General features: G+C 46.2%; 15 protein-coding genes. All 15 read left to right on the top strand.

Annotated features, from left to right (window positions below):
* Positions 1 to 67: 67 nt before the first annotated feature.
* The 15 genes from recB (at position 68) to ONB37_05435 (ending at position 16,946) form a co-directional block, all read left to right on the top strand.
* Positions 68 to 3,706, top strand: a complete 3,639-nt coding sequence (gene recB, locus ONB37_05365) for an exodeoxyribonuclease V subunit beta (GenBank protein MDZ7399576.1) — start codon at positions 68 to 70, stop codon at positions 3,704 to 3,706.
* Between the two features lie 219 nt (positions 3,707 to 3,925).
* On the top strand, positions 3,926 to 5,770 hold the full coding sequence (gene recD / locus ONB37_05370; GenBank protein MDZ7399577.1) for an exodeoxyribonuclease V subunit alpha: 1,845 nt from the start codon (positions 3,926 to 3,928) through the stop codon (positions 5,768 to 5,770).
* A 24-nt stretch (positions 5,771 to 5,794) separates the two neighbouring features.
* On the top strand, positions 5,795 to 6,850 hold the full coding sequence (locus tag ONB37_05375) for a serine protease (GenBank protein MDZ7399578.1): 1,056 nt from the start codon (positions 5,795 to 5,797) through the stop codon (positions 6,848 to 6,850).
* Between the two features lie 19 nt (positions 6,851 to 6,869).
* Positions 6,870 to 7,901: a metallophosphoesterase gene (locus ONB37_05380; protein MDZ7399579.1), complete on the top strand. Its 1,032-nt coding sequence runs from the start codon at positions 6,870 to 6,872 to the stop codon at positions 7,899 to 7,901.
* A gap of 241 nt (positions 7,902 to 8,142) precedes the next feature.
* Entirely contained in the window at positions 8,143 to 9,117 is a 975-nt protein-coding gene (locus ONB37_05385; protein MDZ7399580.1) for a hypothetical protein, read from the top strand.
* A 51-nt stretch (positions 9,118 to 9,168) separates the two neighbouring features.
* On the top strand, positions 9,169 to 9,534 hold the full coding sequence (locus tag ONB37_05390) for a Uma2 family endonuclease (protein ID MDZ7399581.1): 366 nt from the start codon (positions 9,169 to 9,171) through the stop codon (positions 9,532 to 9,534).
* A gap of 305 nt (positions 9,535 to 9,839) precedes the next feature.
* A complete protein-coding gene (locus ONB37_05395; protein ID MDZ7399582.1) occupies positions 9,840 to 10,262 on the top strand; it encodes a nucleotidyltransferase domain-containing protein in 423 nt (140 codons plus the stop codon).
* Positions 10,255 to 10,674 carry a DUF86 domain-containing protein gene (locus ONB37_05400; protein ID MDZ7399583.1) on the top strand — a complete coding sequence of 140 codons (420 nt, stop codon included), beginning with the start codon at positions 10,255 to 10,257 and terminating at the stop codon, positions 10,672 to 10,674. The genes ONB37_05395 and ONB37_05400 overlap by 8 nt, the downstream gene beginning before the upstream one ends.
* A 348-nt stretch (positions 10,675 to 11,022) precedes the next feature.
* Positions 11,023 to 11,358 (top strand): cation transporter, encoded by a 336-nt coding sequence (locus ONB37_05405; GenBank protein MDZ7399584.1) that lies wholly within the window; start codon positions 11,023 to 11,025, stop codon positions 11,356 to 11,358.
* Positions 11,359 to 11,610: 252 nt separating this feature from the next.
* Entirely contained in the window at positions 11,611 to 12,387 is a 777-nt protein-coding gene (locus ONB37_05410; GenBank protein MDZ7399585.1) for an SCO family protein, read from the top strand.
* Positions 12,388 to 12,623: 236 nt separating this feature from the next.
* On the top strand, positions 12,624 to 14,255 hold the full coding sequence (gene ctaD, locus ONB37_05415; protein MDZ7399586.1) for a cytochrome c oxidase subunit I: 1,632 nt from the start codon (positions 12,624 to 12,626) through the stop codon (positions 14,253 to 14,255).
* Positions 14,256 to 14,472: 217 nt separating this feature from the next.
* The gene (locus ONB37_05420) at positions 14,473 to 15,342 is read left to right on the top strand and encodes a cytochrome c oxidase subunit 3 (protein MDZ7399587.1); all 870 of its coding nucleotides are present in this window, start codon (positions 14,473 to 14,475) and stop codon (positions 15,340 to 15,342) included.
* A 106-nt stretch (positions 15,343 to 15,448) separates the two neighbouring features.
* Positions 15,449 to 15,736, top strand: a complete 288-nt coding sequence (locus tag ONB37_05425; protein ID MDZ7399588.1) for a type II toxin-antitoxin system HicB family antitoxin — start codon at positions 15,449 to 15,451, stop codon at positions 15,734 to 15,736.
* Positions 15,737 to 15,911: 175 nt separating this feature from the next.
* Positions 15,912 to 16,298: a DUF559 domain-containing protein gene (locus ONB37_05430; protein MDZ7399589.1), complete on the top strand. Its 387-nt coding sequence runs from the start codon at positions 15,912 to 15,914 to the stop codon at positions 16,296 to 16,298.
* 351 nt (positions 16,299 to 16,649) lie between these two features.
* Positions 16,650 to 16,946 (top strand): cytochrome C oxidase subunit IV family protein, encoded by a 297-nt coding sequence (locus ONB37_05435; GenBank protein ID MDZ7399590.1) that lies wholly within the window; start codon positions 16,650 to 16,652, stop codon positions 16,944 to 16,946.

Raw genomic sequence — 16,946 nt, forward strand, 5'->3', positions numbered from 1 at the left:
CATGATTTCTACCGAAGTATTCTAATGGCGTATGCATTGAATGATTAATATTGAATAGATAATGCTCATGACCGCACAGGAATTCGACATTTTGAATAGCCCGTTGGCCGGAACGAATTTAATTGAAGCAAGTGCTGGAACCGGGAAAACATATACTATCACAGGATTGTTCCTCAGGCTGGTCATCGAAAGAGCATTGAAGGTAAATGAGATTTTGGTGGTGACTTTTACCGAGGCGGCTACCGCGGAATTGCGAGATCGGATTCGGAAATTCCTCCGCAAGGCAGTGAGGGCTTTTGCTGAGCAGGGGAGTGATGAACAATTTTTTGACCAGTTAGTCCAAAAATATGGCTCGAACCGCTCTTGTATGCTAGCACTGCGCAATGCAATCCGCGATTTTGACCAGGCAGCGATCTTCACCATTCACGGCTTCTGCAATCGGATGCTGAATGAAAATGCGTTCGAGAGCAGGGTATTGTTCGACACAGAGCTGATTTCCCAGACGGATCATTTGAACCAGGAAATCGTCAACGATTTCTGGCGAAAATTTGTTTACTTAGAGTCCCCCCTATTTGTGAATTTTGCATTAGCCAATGATTCCAATCCCTCGAGCCTTTTGCAACTCGTCAATCGGCGCATCATGAGCCCGGATTTCAGAATCATCCCCGATGACGAAACTGACAACCAAACGCTCGATCGGAGTTCCATTACACAATTGGAATTTAATTTTCAGCAAGCTTGGCAGGCGGTTCGCAATAGCTGGGATTCGGCACGATCTGAAATTGAAAACCTTTTGCAAAATCATCCGAATTTGAATCGCCAGCAATATCCTCTGAACAAAATCCCAGTCTGGCTCACCATGATGGACCAGACATTGACTTCGGAAGAAGATAATTTGACACTATTCCCACAACTCAAAAAGTTCACTGCCAGTTCGATTGCCGCTGGCACAAAAAAGAATTGTCAAGCACCACAACACCCATTTTTCGACCTCTGTGAGACGCTATTTCGATCCAAAGACCAGTTGGAAACGATTTATAAAAAACGACTGATCAGTCTGAAAATTAAATTGTTCTCTTTTTGGCAAACGGAGTTGGCGCGCAGGAAGACAGAAAAGAACCTCCAATCGTTCGACGATTTGTTATTGAAGCTTTACGAGGCGCTGAAATCTCCCAGCGGCAATGATCTGGCAGCGGTGATTCGCAATAAGTTCAAAGCTGCGCTTATCGATGAATTTCAAGATACTGATCCAATACAGTACGCTATTTTCAAAGCTATCTTTCATCACCCAGACAGTATTTTATTTTTGATTGGCGATCCCAAGCAAGCGATTTATGGTTTTCGCGGCGCGGATATTTTTGCCTATATGGATGCAGCTCGCCAAGTTACCAATCGCTATACACTCAGTTGCAATTGGCGCTCCGAACCAGGTTTGATTACCGCTGTCAACACGATATTCGGAAATTGCCAATTGCCATTTGTTTTTGAGGAGATTTCCTTTTATCCAGCAAGGGCAGCGGATCGCCCAGATCGACAATGGCTCACGATCAAGGCACACCAGGAGCCTCCGCTCCAATTGTGGGTTATGGAGTCGAACCAATTTGTTGAAGGTGATGAACCGATCCCAAAAACGGACGCACGGCAAATCATTTATCGCGCCGTGGCAGCCGAGATCTGCCGGTTGCTTACCTTAAGCGATCAGCAAGGTGTCTGGATTGGAGATCAACCGCTGAGGGAGATGGATATTGCGGTATTGGTGCGACGCAATAGCGAGGCCATAGCGCTACAACGCGCGCTTGCGAGCCTGAATATCCCCAGTGTCCTGTTTAGCACAGAGAATTTATTTGATTCTCATGAGGCATTAGAGCTACAACGACTGCTCGAAAGCATAGCGCAACCGAATGATGACTTTAAACTGAGAGTCGCATTGGCAACAGATTTGATGGGATATTCGGGTGAAGCCATCGAAGCAGCGATGCGGGATGATGACCTTTGGGAGTCTTGGTTGGTCCAATTTCGCAATTACCATGAGCTATGGCGGCGACATGGCTTTTTTCAGATGTTTCGACAGTTGTTGATCGAACAACAGGTGCTCCCTCGCCTTATGTCCTTTCCCAATGGCGAGCGACGGTGTACCAATGTCCTTCATTTGGCCGAGGTGCTCAATCGAGTGGCAACCGAGCGCAATCTTGGTATGGCAATGCTGCTGAAATGGCTAGCTGAACAGCGCGACCCGACCGTACCGCGATTAGAGCAACACCAACTTCGATTAGAGACGGATGAAAACGCGGTGAAATTGGTGACGATTCACAAAAGCAAGGGATTGGAATATCCGATTGTATTCTGCCCATTCAGTTGGGACGGTTCAAGAATCAGAGATTCGAAAGATTTTTTGCTGTTCCACGACGAGGCGAATCACCGGATCCTTACATTGGATTTGGGAGCTGAATCGCGCGATTTAAATCTGCGTCAAGCTGAAAAAGAGCAGTTGGCCGAAAATCTCCGGCTGCTATATGTGGCATTGACTCGCGCCAAGCATCGGTGCTACTTGATCTGGGGACGATTGAACGAAGCCGAAAGCTCCGCACCTGCCTATTTGTTACATCAAGCGAAGGGCCCCAATTTCGATGCGATTTTCGATGCTACCTGCGCCCGATTCCAATCACTGACAGATGAACAGCTCTTTCAAGACCTCCAGGCGATTGCGTTTCGATCGGACCAAACCATTCAGCTCGTTGAAATGGCAGAACCTCAAATTACAAAATATCAGCCGCAACGATTTCAATTGCAACACCTCGCTTTTCAGCCTTTTCAGGGCAGGATCGATTCGAGCTGGCACATTTCCAGCTATTCGTCATTGGTGTCTCGAATTTCCTATGCAGCAGAGCTTCCAGATTATGATCCCATCGAGCCGCTTCAGCTTGGAGCAACGATCGGCGCTGTCCCAACAGGCTCCCAAGCCGCTGTTGATATTCGGTCATTTCCCCGAGGCAACAAGGCTGGAATTTTCTTCCACAAAATTTTTGAGCTCATCGATTTTCAGGATCAAAATTTAGAAATTGCAGCCGAGATCGTATCAGATAATCTGCAGGAATTCGGATTTGAGCCCCAGTGGCACCCGGTCATTTTGGGATTGATCGAAAAGGTCCTGAAATTGCCACTCGATCCCAAGCAGCCTGATTTCAATCTATCGAAAATCAGTCTCTCCCAGCGATTAAACGAATTGGAATTCTATTTTCCCGTTAAAAAAATTGAGAACCAAAAATTAAAGCAGATATTCGAACATTTTGCTGGAGCAAATATCTCCAACACCTGGCCTGAACAGGTCGGACGACTCAATTTCGCTCCATTCCAAGGATTCATGAAAGGCTTCATGGACTTGGTCTTTCAATACGATCAGCGCTTCTATCTGGTCGATTGGAAATCCAATTTCCTCGGCGATCAAATTGAACATTATCATCAACAACGATTGCTACCAGTGATGGAGCAAGAATTTTATCTCCTGCAATATCTGATCTACACCGTAGCCTTGGATCAATATCTTCGACAGCGCTGGCCAGGTTATCAATATGAGCGCCATTTTGGTGGGGTATTTTATATCTTTCTGCGCGGCGTCGAACCTGCTTTGGGACCAGAATATGGCCTTTTCAGGGATCGACCCAATAGCGAATTAGTACGCCAGTTGAGCGATTTATTGATCGGCTAATTTTGATAATTGGATAATTGATTCATCGGCCGACCTGATATCTGGATGATTTGAAAAAGATCATTGATTTGGGCATTAGGCATATTTTGGGAATGATAAAATCATTTTCTCCTCACTGGGGAGGACTTAAGGGATTAGTCGAGACATCGCACCCATTAATATCGTCCAGGATAACGATCTTAATTTTTGAATTTGAGTTTTAGACTATCATGAAATAACATGGAACGGACTGTCGAAAAACTTATCCAGCAGAGTGATCAGTTCAGCAATCTGGATATTCATTTTTCTAATTTCTTAACCAAATTGGATGATCATTGGACTGCTGAGCTTTATTTGGCAGCAGCGCTGGTCTCGCGCTCGAGGAGCCAAGGCCATATCTGCCTTGACTTAAAAAAAATTGCTGGGACGAATCTGTTTGCAAGTGAGAATGGCGAGTCTTTTTCCTGCCCTGAAATTATCGACTGGATAGATAAGTTGGCGCGAAGCAGCGTCGTTGGCAAGCCTAGCGAATTCAAACCCTTGATTCTGGATGCAGCGGGCCGGCTCTATCTCTATCGGTATTGGGACTATCAACAAAATTTAGCCAATGCGATCTTCCAGCGAATGAGATCGCCAGTATTAACGGTCGATTTTGAATTCCTCAGGACAAAGCTGGATCAATATTTTCCGACGGCAAGTCATGGCGAGATCGATTGGCAAAAAATTGCTGGTCTGGCCGCTTGTCAAAATCGATTTTGTGTGATTTCTGGTGGACCAGGCACTGGCAAGACCACCACGATTGTTCGCATTTTGGCACTGTTGCTGGAGAGCGGCTTGCTGAGGATCGCGTTGGCTGCCCCAACGGGCAAAGCAGCCGCCCGATTGCAGGAAGCCATCAAACAAAACAAAAGCCAATTAACGTGCGCTGAGCCGGTCCGCAATGCAATCCCAGACCAGGCATCCACCATCCATCGACTATTAGGTACAATCCCCAATTCCCCCTATTTTCGATACAACGCCCAAAATCCGTTGCCACTGGATGTCATGATCGTGGACGAGGCCTCCATGGTCGATCTCGCACTTATGTCTAAATTGGTACAGGCGCTGCCGAGCGATTGCCGCTTGATCCTGGTGGGCGACAAAGATCAATTGGCATCTGTGGAAGCTGGCGCGGTGTTGGGCGATATTTGTGACACGGGAAAAGAGCATCCCTACTCTGCTCAATTTTGCGCGCAGGTGAGGACGATCCTCGGCTTCGATTTGGCTCAATTGCACTCAGAAGCCGCCCCAGGTCTTCAGGACGCGATCATCCAATTGAAAAAGAATTTTCGTTTCGCCAGCGACAGCGCGATCGGTGCCGCCAGTCGACTGGTCAATGCGGGCGATGGCGCGTCCTCCTTAACTGTTTTGCAGGATCCTAAATTTCCTGATGCGCAATGGATGCCTCTGCCCGCAGCGACTGCGCTGCCTCTTCGACTCAAACCATTGATCATTTCAGGGTATGCTCCATATTTGCAGTCCACCAGCCCTATCGAGATGTTGCGGAACTTCGATCGGTTTCGTATCCTTTGTGCATTGCGCGATGGCCCATATGGCGTGGCTGCAATGAACGAGATTGTGGAACTGCTGTTGAGACAGGAAAAATTAATCCCTCCAGATCAGCCATGGTACCATGGTCGGCCCATCATGATCACAAGCAATGACTATCAGCTCAATTTGTTCAACGGGGACATCGGCGTTGCGTTGCGCGATCCTGATTCGAATGATGAAATTCGCGTATTTTTTATCGGCCCAGATCAATCCATCCGAAAATTCCATCCGCTACGGTTGCCTGGTCATGAGACCGTGTTCGCCATGACAATTCACAAGAGCCAGGGCTCAGAGTTCGATCATGTGTTATTAATATTGCCCGATCGGGATTTGCCGCTTTTGACCCGAGAATTGATCTATACTGGTCTTACTCGAGCCAGAGCCAGCGTTCAAGTCTGGGGTGTTGAATCGATTTTTAGAAATGCTGTTTCGCGTCGCATCGAAAGAACGTCTGGTTTACGAGACATGTTATGGGAGTCAATACACTCAGCATAAAAAAATGAAAAAGGATTCAACGACATGAAAAAATTGCTTTCCCTTTATAGTGCGGTTCCATTAATCCTTGTGCTCGTCTTAGTCTCTTGCGCAAAAAAAATCTTTCAAACCGCTTATCCCACCTTGAGCGATGGTCGCTACGATTCAGAATTCCCATATAAGAGTTGTTCTAAAGAGCTACAAGAGATCAGCGAATCAGTAAACCGCGTCTTCTGCAATAGTTTGTATAAATCTTATTCCTTTTCGCTTGAGCAAAAAATCATCCCAACATCGATTACCGATCGTCTGTTGGCAACTGCGAGCGCTGTCACAGATATCAAAACTACGGTCTCTGGCACTGCCACAGTCATTTATGCTCAAGATAACCGTTTGGCGTTGCTCACCTGCGCTCACGTCGTGCTCAAGCCAGATACGCTCATCAGCTATTTTGCCCCAGATGCAAATTCTCCTGAAAAATTCATCCAGACCGTCGCGATCAAACAGCAGAACCAGATTTTGGTCGCGAAAATGCCAGAGGACGGCCTATTCGAGGTGCTATTGGCTGATGAGCAAGCTGACATTGCCATTTTAGGCAAAAAGCTCAAATTCCCTGTTGCTGCGGGCATCTCAGTGCTCAACTATCCCTTTGGCAATGCACGGGAACTGGAATGGGGATCGTTTGTATATGTGATTGGATATCCCATGGGCTATAAGTTGATCAGCAAAGGGATTGTCAGCCAGCCGGATCGTGATAAGAAAGGCGGCTTTTTAACCGATGTGCTCTTTAATCCCGGCTTGAGTGGCGGCATTTTGCTTGCGGTCCGAGATGGCGTCCCCAATTTCGAAGTGGTGGGAATCACTACCTCTGCTGCGGCTGAGCTCGAGACAGTGCTGGTGCCCGAAAGGGGCAAAAACTACGACGAGACCGTCCCCTATCAGGGCAAAATCTATGTGACTTCTAAAAAAACGATCAGTTACGGGATTACCAAGGCGATCTCTGCCGAGTCGATTTTAGAGTTGATCCGTGAAAACCGCGAGTATCTCTTGAAGAGCGGATATGATTTTGAAATTTTGATTGAACCGCGTCCCATCCGAATGTGATGCTTGACAGGTCCAAACTATGTCGCAGGCAAATTTGATCAAAATCCTATTCCTCGCTGACACACACCTTGGTTTCGACCTGGCTCTGCGCCCTAGAATTCAGCGGCGCCGAAGAGGCGATGATTTCTTTAAAAATTACTATCTCGCGCTTCAGCCAGCCTTGAATAAAGAAGTGGATGTGGTCATCCATGGCGGAGATTTGTTCTTTCGCTGTCAGGTTCATCCCCAAATTGTTCAGCAGGCATTTGCGCCGCTCCTCCAAATCGCCGATCTCGGTATCCCAATTTACCTGGTCCCAGGCAATCATGAACGCTCCAATATCCCACGATCGCTGTTCGAGACGCATACTTTCATTCACATTTTTGATAAACCCAGAACCTATTCTCTCTCAAAAAATGGCCTCACCTTGGCAATCGCTGGATTTCCATATTATAAAAATGGCATCAGGACGGATATTAAAAATGTCTTAGCTCAAACTGGATATCAAAAAGAGCAAGCCGATGTTCGATTGCTTTGTATGCATCAAGTTGTAGAAGCGGCACAAGTGGGAATTCAAAATTATACCTTCCGATCGGGAGAGGATGTCATTCAGGGGAAAGATTTCCCTCCATCTTTTCTGGCAGTGCTATCGGGGCATATCCATCGCCACCAAGTGCTGACCAAAGACCTGATAGGAAGTCCTCTGGGAGTACCAGTACTCTATCCTGGATCCATCGAACGAACCTCTTTTGTGGAACGGAATGAGCCGAAGGGCTACTTAATGATCGAAATCCGTTGGCTTGAAAGCACCCGTTCACCTCAGATCAGTTGGAAGTTTCATGAATTACCAGCGCGACCAATGATTGTCATCGAATTAAATGATGATGAGGCTATGATATCCCATGGTCTGATATCGGCTATTGAGAAAAAAATATCAAGTCTTGATCCACAAAGTATTGTCCAATTAAGATTGCATGGTGGCGATCGCGCAATGAACAAATTTCCAGTCAAGATATCCTGGCTCAGAGCCATTGCCCCAGACACGATGAATATCGAGATCGCTCCACTTTGAGATGGAGTCCATCCGCCAAATGACCATAAGGGTCAACCTAAGAGTATTATGTCATTCTGAGCGATCCGGCAACAGGCGGAGAGCGAAGAATCTCCTGATTTAGCGAAAGAGTGTACATTTATTGAAAGGATTCTTCGTCGCTTCGCTCCTCAGAATGACAGCATCTCCCCAGGTATTTGCTTAGGTTAACGCCATAGGCTAACTGGCGGATAGAGGTCATATTTTTTAAGAAGGTATCAAAATGACGAGCAGAGAAATTGTCACCCGCACTATCCGCTTTCAGGGAGCGCCGCGACTGCCTTATGATTTTCCAGAAAAATATGGTTCTGATTTTTATTGGATCAACATGTCCCCTTCCCCGGACGACCGCCCTCGCACTGGCACGGACGAGTGGGGTGCGGTCTGGGAGAATATCGGCAATATGGTGCTTGGCGAGGTTAAGGATTTCCCTTTGAAAGATTGGAGTCAGTTCGATCAGCTAACTATTCCCGATATTCATGATCCTGGTCGCTGGCAGCATTTGGGGAATCTGTCTCAGCAAGCTGGGGACAAATTTATTCTGGCCCAGGGGATTTCCATTTATGAGCGAGTTCATTTCATTCGCGGACTGGAAAATACCTGGCTGGATATTTACGATCATCCTAAGGAGTTGGGCCGACTGATTGATCTTTTGGTAGAGATGAATCTCCATGCCATCGAAAGGTATGCTGAATTGGGGGCGCATGGCTATATTTTCGCCGATGACTGGGGATTGCAGAATCGGCTCATGATTGCCCCTGCTAAATGGCGCGAGATCTGGAAGCCGCGCTACGCCCGCATTTTCAAAGCCGTTCATGAAGCGGGAATGTTCACGTTCCTTCATAGCTGCGGTTACATTGTCGATATATTGGATGATCTCATCGAGATCGGCCTCGAGGTGATCCACATGGACCAGCAGGAGAATATGGGATTGGAATTACTGGGCAAGCGATTTGGCGGCCGCATCACTTTTTTCTCGCCAGTTGACATTCAGCAGACGATGGTGCATGGTTCTTTGGAAGATATTCGCACATATTGTCGTCAGATGGTTCGTTTATTGGGACGCCCCAATGGCGGCTTTATTCCGCGCTGGTATTCTGATCCGATTGGCGCTGGTCATCGACAGGAAGCGATTGATGCCATGTGCGAGGAATTCCTTCGCATTAAACTGCAGGACAGGATGGCATCCTGTCCCTAGAAATTTTGCTTGCAAATATTATCAACATTTATTACCTTTTATTGACTTTAAATGCACCAAAACAAAAAATCAAATAGGTTGTTTACCATAGAAGCTTTAACCGCCGAGACAAATGAGCAGCTACGCCAGCCACTGCGCATGACCGAAGAAGAATTTCTCGAATTTTGCGATGAAGACACGAAAGCCGAGCATATAGACGGAGAGGTCATTGTGCTTTCACCAGGTTCTAATAAGCATAGTAGGATTGCGACGTTTCTGACAAGGATTCTACAATTCTACATTGATCGGCATCATCTTGGCACACTTTGGGGTGAAAACTTTCAAGTTCGACCGCGACAAGGATTGCGTAGGGTGTCTGATCTGATCTTTATTTCAAAAGACAATCGGGTAACTGTAACCAATACCGAGGGTCGATAGCGCTCTTGATTTAGTCGTGGAGATCGTCTCCCCAGATTGCGTGGAGCGTGATTGGCGAGAGAAATATTTAGAATATGAAAAAACAGGCATCAAGGAAAATTGGGTGATTGATCCAATCTATGAAAAAATGAATATTTATTGCTTGAACGAGCAGGGCCTATACGAAGCCCAAAAAGCTGAAAATAAAATTTTAAAATCAAAGGTACTGCCCGGCTTCTGGATTAAACCCGAATGGTTCTGGCAGGAGCCATTACCGAATCTAATTTCAGTTGCTAGGAAATTGAATATCAAAATTGGATAGCAGCATGAGATATCAAGATATTCAGCAAAAAATCCGACCTATTTTTGAATCGGACCCCGAGATTGCCGCCGTTTATTTATTCGGCTCAACCGCTACTGGGAAAAATCATCTTAAAAGTGATATCGATTTGGCGATTTTGTTTCAACGGCCGTTGTCAACTATCGAATCCCATCGAAGATTAGAACAACATTTTGTTAAGCTCACCAAAGCATTGGGTGCTGAACCAGATCTGGTTGATCTGGAAAAAATTGATCTCATTCTGCTGTTCGAAATTTTAAAAGAGGGTATTATTTTGATCGAAAATGACCGCGAGCGAAACCGCAACTTCATGGGCAGAAAGTTGGTCGAATGCATCGATTTTCAAACCATCATGAAAAGATGTGCCAGAGGAATGTACCGAAACGCATTGGAGAGGGTTAGTGGTTAAAACCGATGTATTATATCGCAAAATAAGCCAGGTGAAGCACCACTTAGAACGGTTGAAGGCCAAACAGAAACTTTCCAGAGAGAGTTTTTTAACCGATCTGGATGCTCAGGATTCCGTTCTGTTGAACCTACAACATGCTATTCAAGGCATCATCGACATTGGAGCACATATTATATCAGATGAAGCCTGGGGCGTTCCTGGATCTCTTTCAGATATTTTTTATAAGCTTGAGGATCACGGATTGATCTCCCCTTCTCTCGTCGAAAAATTAATCCCCATGATCGGGTTTCGCAATTTGATTGTGCATCAATACGGAGATATAAATTTCAGCATCGTTTACGAGATCTACCAGAAGCGTTTGGAGGATATCGAAAATTTTCTTGATGTCATCCAGAGCCATTTTCAACCATAGCCAGACTTAGTTTGCTCCTTTTTACATTAACATTAGATTTCGGCAAATAATAATAATTAATTCATTGCTAGGGGCGAAGTAACGAAGCAATCCATTATTAATTTCTGAATCAGGGGATTCCTCTCCGACTGCTGGCGGATCGGAATGGCGAGTTCCTCTATTTTGCAGAAGGTCATATCGACATTAATCGCATTTTGAATTTGTATTAATTTCAAATTGAAATTCATTCAAAAATCGCTTGACTTTCTGGAAAAAAATTGTAATATTTATTCCTCTTAATGAACCAATTTTAACCGAATCTTTCTATCTACATCTCTTTTATTGCAAAAATCTTTGAGGAAAAATAGTATGAAGATCAAGAACCATCTTTTTTTGATTTTATTTTTTGCATTCATAGTTTTGCTAAATTTTGATTGCAAAAAATCCTCCCACCAAAAGGAAAAAATTCAACTAGAAATTGCTGAAGTCACCATCCCCGTTCAGGGCATGACCTGCGGCAGTTGTGAGCATCATATCGAGACGGAGGTCATTCGCAAGGCAGGGGTCATCGAAATCAAGGCGGATCACCAGAAGGCTATTGCCCATGTGAAGTACGATAGCAGCAAAATTTCGCTGGATCAACTGGTGGCGGCGATCAATGAGACGGGGTATAAGGCCAGTATGCCAGTTGCCAGTGATCAGTAATCAGTCTTCAGTCAGCAGTCTTCAGTCGGCAGTATGCAGGTGGCTGGGTGGTAAATTCTATTTTTGCGGATGCTTTAATACCCATTAATCCCGCTATTGGCCAACTGTCAGATTCGCTAAATTGGAATTCAGAAAAATTAATTCGCTCAAATTAGCGAAATTGGCGGTCAAGGATTTTGAATTGGAAGTCATACCCATGAAAGCATGATTACGATTCTGATGAAATGAAATCCCAACAATGTGAGGAAGGAAATGAGAAAGCTGATAATTATTGTTTTAATCTGGCTTATCGGGGCGCAATTCTCAGGGCTTGCAAGAGCGCAGGATGAAAAGATCGAAGTTGGCATTATCGAGAAATTGGGGCAATATATTCCGAAAGATGTGTTCTTTTATGACGAGCGGGGCGATTCCGTAGCGTTGAAGGATATGATCGATAAGCCGACCATCCTGTCGTTCGTCTATTTTCGTTGTCCCACCATCTGTCCCCGTATGCTGGCCGAGCTCTCGGTGTTGTTAGAAAAAATCGCTCTGGAGCCTGGCAAGGATTTTAATCTCATCACCATCAGCTTCGATCCGACGGATACGCCAGCGAGTGCGGCCGATAAAAAAATGAATTTCATGAAATCGATCCAGCGGCCACTGCCTGAAAATGCCTGGCGCTTCCTGACGGGCGACATCAACAACATCGCCCGCATCACCGAGGCCGTGGGCTATCGCTTCAAAAAAGATCGGCAGGATTTCATCCATCCCTCGGCCATCATTGCCCTATCCCCCGAAGGGAAAATTGTTCGCTACATCATGGGCTTAAGCTACCTGCCATTCGATGTGAAGATGGCCGTCATCGAAGCGGCCGAGGGACGGGTCGGCCCGACGATCAATAAAGTGTTATTGTACTGTTTCAGCTACGATCCCCAGGGACGGACGTATGCGATGAACATCACCAAGATTACGGGGACGATCATTCTGTTTCTGGTGGCTGTATTCGCCATTTTTCTGGTGGCGAAATCCCGAACTCGGGGAAATAAATAGAAGCTACTGGTTCCATCGGTTAAAGCGATGGAATCCAGTATACCACCCTTGCTAAGGTGGAATCTAAACGTTCCGAAAGTTCCAAACTTTCGGAACGCTCGAATGTTGAATGACTACCCTTGAGAAGGTTAGCAACCATCTTAAGGGTGGATTTCCGATTATCAAAAAAAAGCTTTCCGAAAGCTCCGAGCTTTCGAAAAGCTCAAATTCTAAAATAGAACAACGAGGCACTCTTTATGGCTCATGACGCAGCAATTGCTACTACCCATCCTGTTAGCTTTTTAGAGGAACGAGGTCGATTTACAGGCATCCTGTCCTGGATTTTCAGCACCGATCACAAGCGCATCGGCATTTTGTATTTGTTCTCCATGCTCGCCATGTTTTTGGTGGGCGCAACATTCGCCTTTTTGATGCGGTTGGAGCTGATCGCCCCAGGAAAAACCATTATCGAGCCGCAGACCTATAACTCGTTCTTCACCCTGCACGGCGTGATCATGATTTTCCTGTTCATCATCCCCAGCATCCCAGCAGCGTTCGGCAACTTCTTTCTGCCGATTCAGATTGGCGCCAAGGACGTGGCCTTCCCCCGATTAAATCTGTTGAGCTGGTGGCTGTACATTTCAGGAGCGGCTCTGGCCATCTATTCCCTGGTCAGTGGCGCTGCCCCAGCCGATACGGGTTGGACGTTCTATGCGCCGTACAGCATCCGCACGGGCACGAATGTCTCGCTCACGGTATTTGCGGCGTTCGTCTTAGGATTTTCATCTATTTTAACGGGCGTCAATTTCATCACCACCATCCATCGCATGCGGGCGCCTGGCATGGGCTGGTTCAAAATGCCGCTGTTCCAGTGGGCGCTCTATGCCACAGGCTGGATTCAGATCATTGCCACGCCCATCGTGGGCATCACGCTGTTGCTGGTGATTTTTGAACGGGCATTCGGCATCGGCGTGTTCGATCCCACCAAAGGCGGCGACCCGATCCTCTACCAGCACCTGTTCTGGATTTACTCGCATCCCGCTGTGTACATCATGATTTTGCCAGGCATGGGCGTGATCTCGGAGATGATCCCCGTCTTTGCCCGACGGACCATCTTCGGCTATAAATTCATCGCCTTCTCCAGTCTGGCCATTGCCTTTTTCGGGTCGCTGGTCTGGGGCCATCACATGTTCGTCAGCGGCCAAAGCTATACTGCCGATGTCGTTTTCTCGCTGCTCACCTTTCTGGTCGCCATTCCCAGCGCCATCAAGGTGTTCAACTGGGTGGCCACGTTGTACAAAGGCTCCATCGAGCTGGAATCGCCCATGTTGTTCTCGCTGGCGTTCATCTTTTTGTTCTCCATCGGCGGACTGACGGGATTGATGCAGGGAGCGCTGGCGGTCAACGTCCACATTCACGACACATCGTTCATCGTCGGCCATTTCCATTACGTGATGTTCGGCGGCACGGGCTTCGCCTTCTTCGGGGCGCTGCATTATTGGTTCCCCAAAATGTTCGGCAAAATGTACAATCGCAAGCTGGCCAAGATCGCCTGGGGCTTCATGTTCGTGGGATTCAACACGCTCTATTTTCCGCTGCTGGTGATCGGCTGGATGGGTATGCCACGACGCTATTACGATTATCTGCCCCAGTTCCACACAGGCCATTTGATCTCCACCATCGGCAGTTGGATTTTGATCACAGGCATCCTGCTGGTGCTTTACAATTTGGGCCGAGCTTTGATCAAAGGTGAAAAGGCGGGACAAAATCCCTGGGGTGGCGCCACGCTGGAATGGCAGACGTCGACACCTCCGCCGCTGGAAAATTTTGAGAAGATTCCAGAGGTGAATCGAGATCCGTATGACTTTCGGGGGATTGCTGTTCAGTAGAGATTATCGAATGAGCATACTACCAAATAAATTTGGATTCCAGGAGTGTTGGAATGTTGGCCTTATTGCATCACTCCATGACTCCAATAGTTCATTTATTCCATTAATCGGCTTCTGTAAAATTAAACTATTTCAGTCATTCCGAACGGAGCGCAGCGGAGTGAGGAATCTTTGTGTCTTACAGAATTAAATAATCAGATTCCTCGCTTCGCTCGGAATGACGGATTTTCTCAGCTTGCAGAGGTCTATCCCTTTAACGAAAAGCATCGCTATTCGCAAAACATGGAGGAGAAGCCTTCAGATGGTTGGTACAACTGAATTTGCTGTGGCAAAACATAGTGACTACACAGGCGCCAAGATCGGCATGTGGCTATTTCTGTTTACGGAATTGCTCTTGTTCGGTGGCATGTTCGTGCTGTACTCGGTCTATCGCTACAAGTACGCCCACGATTTTCACATCGCTGCTTATGAATTGAATCAGTTGATGGGCGCCATCAACACGGTTATTTTGCTCACCAGCAGCCTCACCATGGCGCTATCCATTGCGGCGCTGCAACGAGCCAATCGTAAGCTATCGAACATATTTCTGATCATCACCATCGTTTTAGGCGTGCTGTTTCTGGTCAACAAGTACTTCGAGTGGAGCGCCAAGATCGAACATGGGATTTATCCGAATTCGCCGCTATTGGCTCGTAGCTTTAATAATGGCGAAACGCTGTTCTTCGGCCTCTATTACGCCATGACGGGCTTGCATGGATTGCACGTGGTCATTGGCATTGGCATATTGACTTTTATGCTCTATTTCATCAATCGCCAGCCCACCACGCAGTTCGCCATCGAGCCAGCTCAAGTCGATGAGCTGCGGGGCTCGCAGTTGAAAATCGAGGATCGTCAGGGCCGAAAGCTGTGGGACGGCGCCACCATCGGCAACTCCGTCCGCCGCATCTCGATCACATTCAAACATTACGCCACCGACGAGACCTTTGATCGTACCAATATCACGAAACTGGAGAATTCGGGCCTGTACTGGCATCTGGTGGATATTATCTGGATATTTTTGTTTCCGTTGTTTTATTTGATTACTTGACATCCCCCTAAATCCCCCTTAAAAGGGGGAATTTTGAGGAGACCCATTCCCCGCTTTAAAGGGTATCCTATAGAGCCTTCCCCCCTTTGAAGGGGGGCCAGGGGGGATGTCTGAAAATACAAATAAATTCAAAATGAATAAAATCTATAAAAACGACATTCAAATAATTATTGAAAAAGGCGATGATGGCTATTTTGTCGTTCACTGCCCAACTATAAAAGCTTGCTGGTCTCAAGGTAAAACCCAAAATGAAGCATTGAAAAACATTCAAGAAGCAATTGATTTGTATTTAAGCGAAGAACAATCAAAATCCCAAAAACTTAAATTTAGAAAATTCGATTTGGGTGAAGAAGTCCATGTAGATCGAGATGAATTGTATTCAGGGAGAGGATAGCTAGGGTTGTTTTGATTTAAAATGACATCCCCCTGAATCCCCCTTCAAAGGGGGACTTTTGAGATGACCCACTACCAGCTTTGAAGGGTATCCCATAGAGCTTTCCCCCCTTTAAAGGGGGGCCAGGGGGGATGTCTAGAAATAGAAAATTGTTATTAACTTTGAAAGCAGCAATATGCCCAGAAATCCAATCATACCCTACAATCCGAAACTAAAAACATTAGCACGAGAACTCAGAAAAAATGCGACTTATTCAGAGAAAATATTATGGAACGCTATCAGAAGAAAACAATTGGGGTATGAATTTCACAGGCAGGTACCCATTGATGAATTTATTGTTGATTTTTATTGTCATGAGCTAATGCTGGCTATAGAAATCGATGGCATTAGTCATGAAGCAGAATATGCAAAAATCAACGATAAAGAACGGCAATCAAAGATAGAAAATTTTGGAGTATCCTTTCTAAGATTTGATGATGAATTTGTAAAGGCAAATCCTGACAAAGTCATTTCGGAAATTGAAAATTGGATTAGATTAAATGCAAGGAGGACATCCCCCTAAATCCCCTGCCCTGCGGGCACTGGCTTCAAAGGGGGACTCTTAAGGAGCATTCCCCCCTTTGAAGGGGGGCCAGGGGGGATGTCTAAACAAGAAAGTAAGTTCAAAGTTAGAAAATTCCATTTGGATGATAAATTTCATACCAATCTTGAAGAATCTAAGATAGGGAGAGAGTAATTCGTTTTGCTCAGATTTAAAAAAGACATCCCCCTAAATCCCCCTTCAAAGGGGGACTTAATATCGTTCCCCCCTTCAAAGGGGGACTTTGCAAGGGGTGCTTTCCCCCCTTTGAAGGGGGGAAAGGGGGGATGTTAGAAATGAAGCGTAAAAATCAATGAATTCGGAGAACAAACCATGACCCACCACGACTCAACCCAGGAACAACATGCGGTAACCTACAGCACCTACATCCTGATCTGGTTCGCACTGATCGTCCTCACGGGACTAACCGTGGCAGTGGCTGGCACCAACCTGGGCGGACTCAGCGTATGGACGGCTATTCTCATCGCAGCGATCAAAACAACTCTCGTGCTGATGGTCTTCATGCATTTGAAATACGAGCGGCCCCTGTTTCGCTGGATGGTGCTGGTGGTGCTCGTGGCTATAACCATTTTTATCGTATTCACATTCTTTGATGTCTCTTATCGATAG

Source organism: candidate division KSB1 bacterium (genome assembly GCA_034506395.1).
Taxonomy (GTDB): Bacteria; Zhuqueibacterota; Zhuqueibacteria; order Thermofontimicrobiales; family Thermofontimicrobiaceae; genus Thermofontimicrobium.

Coding starts and splice junctions, on each gene's coding strand:
- ONB37_05380 (MDZ7399579.1), top strand. CDS start 6,870: ATGTCGCAGGCAAATTTGATCAAAATCCTATTCCTCGCTGACACACAC.
- recB (MDZ7399576.1), top strand. CDS start 68: ATGACCGCACAGGAATTCGACATTTTGAATAGCCCGTTGGCCGGAACG.
- ONB37_05410 (MDZ7399585.1), top strand. CDS start 11,611: ATGAGAAAGCTGATAATTATTGTTTTAATCTGGCTTATCGGGGCGCAA.
- ctaD (MDZ7399586.1), top strand. CDS start 12,624: ATGGCTCATGACGCAGCAATTGCTACTACCCATCCTGTTAGCTTTTTA.
- ONB37_05435 (MDZ7399590.1), top strand. CDS start 16,650: ATGACCCACCACGACTCAACCCAGGAACAACATGCGGTAACCTACAGC.
- ONB37_05375 (MDZ7399578.1), top strand. CDS start 5,795: ATGAAAAAATTGCTTTCCCTTTATAGTGCGGTTCCATTAATCCTTGTG.
- ONB37_05430 (MDZ7399589.1), top strand. CDS start 15,912: ATGCCCAGAAATCCAATCATACCCTACAATCCGAAACTAAAAACATTA.
- ONB37_05425 (MDZ7399588.1), top strand. CDS start 15,449: ATGTCTGAAAATACAAATAAATTCAAAATGAATAAAATCTATAAAAAC.
- ONB37_05395 (MDZ7399582.1), top strand. CDS start 9,840: ATGAGATATCAAGATATTCAGCAAAAAATCCGACCTATTTTTGAATCG.
- ONB37_05420 (MDZ7399587.1), top strand. CDS start 14,473: ATGACGGATTTTCTCAGCTTGCAGAGGTCTATCCCTTTAACGAAAAGC.
- ONB37_05405 (MDZ7399584.1), top strand. CDS start 11,023: ATGAAGATCAAGAACCATCTTTTTTTGATTTTATTTTTTGCATTCATA.
- ONB37_05385 (MDZ7399580.1), top strand. CDS start 8,143: ATGACGAGCAGAGAAATTGTCACCCGCACTATCCGCTTTCAGGGAGCG.
- recD (MDZ7399577.1), top strand. CDS start 3,926: ATGGAACGGACTGTCGAAAAACTTATCCAGCAGAGTGATCAGTTCAGC.
- ONB37_05390 (MDZ7399581.1), top strand. CDS start 9,169: ATGCACCAAAACAAAAAATCAAATAGGTTGTTTACCATAGAAGCTTTA.